The organism is Acidovorax sp. KPB24-07, assembly GCF_057543315.1.
Map to the genome: position 1 here is coordinate 1 of NZ_BAAJYS010000437.1, position 2,610 is coordinate 2,610.

At 63.4% G+C, this 2,610-nt stretch carries 4 protein-coding genes; 3 read left to right on the top strand and 1 reads right to left on the bottom strand.

The genetic code is table 11. The annotated features are described in order from the left end of the window. Both AC27IQ_RS22200 and AC27IQ_RS22205 read left to right on the top strand, forming a co-directional pair. The coding region (locus tag AC27IQ_RS22200; RefSeq protein ID WP_487090824.1) for a helix-turn-helix domain-containing protein at positions 1 to 304 on the top strand (304 nt) is incomplete at its 5' end. A 97-nt stretch (positions 305 to 401) separates the two neighbouring features. After that, complete coding sequence (locus AC27IQ_RS22205) at positions 402 to 875, top strand: hypothetical protein (protein ID WP_487090825.1); 474 nt, start codon at positions 402 to 404, stop codon at positions 873 to 875. Positions 876 to 1,052: 177 nt separating this feature from the next. Here AC27IQ_RS22205 and AC27IQ_RS22210 read toward each other — a convergent pair whose 3' ends face one another. Beyond that, positions 1,053 to 1,940 carry a LysR family transcriptional regulator gene (locus AC27IQ_RS22210; RefSeq protein ID WP_487090826.1) on the bottom strand — a complete coding sequence of 296 codons (888 nt, stop codon included), beginning with the start codon at positions 1,938 to 1,940 and terminating at the stop codon, positions 1,053 to 1,055. A gap of 127 nt (positions 1,941 to 2,067) precedes the next feature. Here AC27IQ_RS22210 and AC27IQ_RS22215 point away from each other — a divergent pair, with 127 nt between their 5' ends. Next, the gene (locus tag AC27IQ_RS22215; RefSeq protein ID WP_487090827.1) at positions 2,068 to 2,514 is read left to right on the top strand and encodes a DoxX family protein; all 447 of its coding nucleotides are present in this window, start codon (positions 2,068 to 2,070) and stop codon (positions 2,512 to 2,514) included. Positions 2,515 to 2,610: the final 96 nt, after the last annotated feature.

Consider the following 2,610-nt stretch of genomic DNA (forward strand, 5'->3'; position numbering starts at 1 on the left):
CGACGGCCAGCGGCTGCTCGCCCGCCCCCTGGGCGCGAGCGGCCTGGGCGAATCGATGCTGCTGCTCAGCCTGGGCGCCGCCGATGCAGCCCCCGCCGCACGCCTGCCACCCGTGGCGCTCACGCCTCGCGAAACCGAAGTGCTGTCCTGGATCGCCAAGGGCAAGACCAACCGCGATATCGCCGACATTCTCGGCATGAGCCCACGCACGGTGAACAAGCACCTGGAGCACATCTTCGAAAAGCTGGGGGTGGAGACCCGCACGGCGGCGGCGGCGCTGGCGGGGCAACTGCTGCAGGATTAATTGTGAAGTCTGCCGCAGAGCACCCGGGGGTCGCAAGCTTCAGATATGGACTGTAAGCTGCTGCACTTCACACTGCGCTAAATGTCACGGAGTCAGTATGCTTGAAGTAATCATCACAGCAATCCTCGCCTCCGGTGCGACAACAGGACTGGTCGCCGCTCTCGCTAAAACATGGTTCGAGGCGCGCGTAAAGGCGTCAATAGAACATGAATACAAAAAGCAATTTGAGCTATTTCAGCGCCAGTTAAACCAGCAGCAAAAGGTTGAGTTAGTTGCAGAACTGCTCGGTGAGTTGCTTGCCACTCCTTTCGGTGAAACGGTTACGAGAGAGCAGAGGACAAAGCTCAACAAGCTCTCCCTCCAAGCTTCACTTTGGCTCCCACCGGAGTTGGCTATAGAGCTATCAAAACGGCTGCAAAACCAACCAGATGCGAAATCGCCGTTTCAACTTGTCTTGATTGCGCGAAGGCTGTTGATTGCAGATTCGTCCATTGGAACTGAGCACGTCACCATATGGGGCCCTGACAGAGAAACCCAGCCGGATTTAATCCTTCATATTGTCAGAAAATAGCATCTAACAATCCAATTAAGCCGCCCTTGATTAATCACGCTGACACTTTTATTTGGTGTAAAACCTTGTGTCAGCCTCTCAAACGATATTTCCTAGCCCAGACGGTACGTAGTAGCTTGTACGTTATCTAATCCGCCTCGACGCCAAGCTCTTCTTTGCTTCTGATCAATCGGCGGGTCAGTCACCCAGCCGCTCCGCCAGAAAATCAATGAAGCTGCGCAGCTTGAGCGGCATCTGCCGCCGGCTGGCATAGACGGCATACAAGGTGCCCTCAAAGCCCGCACCGCCCGAATCGCCCGGCAGCTTCACCAGCCGGCCGCTGGCCAGGTCCTGCTCCACCAGCCATCCGGGCAGAAAGGCCGCGCCCATGCCGGCCACGACGGCGTGGTAGCTCAGCGTGGTGTCGCTCGACTTCATGACCGCGTCCATGCGCCAGCGGGTGCCTTCGTTCAGGCCGAGCTTGAGGCGCTCCAGTGGCAGGTAGTTGGGCACGACCATTGGCACCGGCTGCGATGCAGCGCCCTCCACGGGCACCGGCATCGCAGCGGGCGCCGCGACGAGGTGGAAGGCGACGGGGCACAGGGGCCGCGCGATGAGTTGGGGCGCGGGCTCGGCGGTCATGCGCAGCGCGACGTCGAAGCCTTCCAAGACGATGTCCACCATGCGGTTGTCTAGGTGCAGGTCCAGCCGCACTTCGGGAAAAGCCCGCCGGTATTCGGCCAGCAGGCCGGCGAACCGCGGGGTGGCGCACCACACGGGCGCGCTGATGCGCAGCTCGCCGCGTGGCCGGCTCTGGCCCTGGCCGACGGAAGCCGCTGCGGCGTCGAGCAGTTCCAGCGCGTGGCGGCCCTGCTCGTAGAACGCGGTGCCGGCCTCCGTCAGGCTCATGCTGCGGCTGGTGCGGTGCAGCAGGCGCGCGCCCAGGGTGCGCTCCAGCCGCGCGATGTGCTTGCTGACCATGGGCGGCGCCATGTCGAGGCGGTCGGCCGCCGCGCTGAAGCTGCCGGCCTCGACGATGGCCTGGAATACGCGCAGGCCGGTCAGCTCCAGGTGGGGAGGGATCATGATTGCCAAATAAGGAAATGATTCGATGACTTTAACGCCATCGATTTCCTGATGGGGAAAGCATAAATTTCACCCAACCCCTTTTCCCTCACCCCGGCCGCACCCCGGCACTTTTTGGAGACCCGACATGGCTGCCAATCCTTTTTCCTCCTCATACATAGCCTCCACCCCCCCTGCGGGCAAGCCGCTGCGCATCGGCCTCTGGATCGCCCAGGTGCTGGTCGCCGCGGTGTTCTGCGCCTCGGGCGTCGTGAAGCTGACCACGCCCATTCCCGAACTGAGCGCGATGATGCAGTGGACGGGGCAGTACCCCGTCGCCTTCGTGCGGGCCATCGGGCTGATCGACATCGCGGGCGGCCTGAGCATCCTGCTGCCCGCGCTGACGCGCATCCTGCCCCGGCTCACCGTGCTCGCGGCCCTGTGCTGCGTGGTGCTGCAGGGACTCGCCATCGCCTTTCACCTGAGCCGGGGCGAGGCGATGGTGGTGCCGCTCAACCTCGTGCTGCTGGCGCTGTGCACCTTCGTGCTGTGGGGCCGCGCCCGGCGCGCGCCGATCCGCCCGCGCGGCGCCTGACGCCCTCGCTGGCGCCTTTCGCCCTCGACCGCACCACCCACCCCCACGGACCACCGCCATGCACCCGCCCTCCTCCCCCCTGCCCACCTATTTCCT

Coding starts and splice junctions, on each gene's coding strand:
- AC27IQ_RS22205 (WP_487090825.1), top strand. CDS start 402: ATGCTTGAAGTAATCATCACAGCAATCCTCGCCTCCGGTGCGACAACA.
- AC27IQ_RS22210 (WP_487090826.1), bottom strand. CDS start 1,940: ATGATCCCTCCCCACCTGGAGCTGACCGGCCTGCGCGTATTCCAGGCC.
- AC27IQ_RS22215 (WP_487090827.1), top strand. CDS start 2,068: ATGGCTGCCAATCCTTTTTCCTCCTCATACATAGCCTCCACCCCCCCT.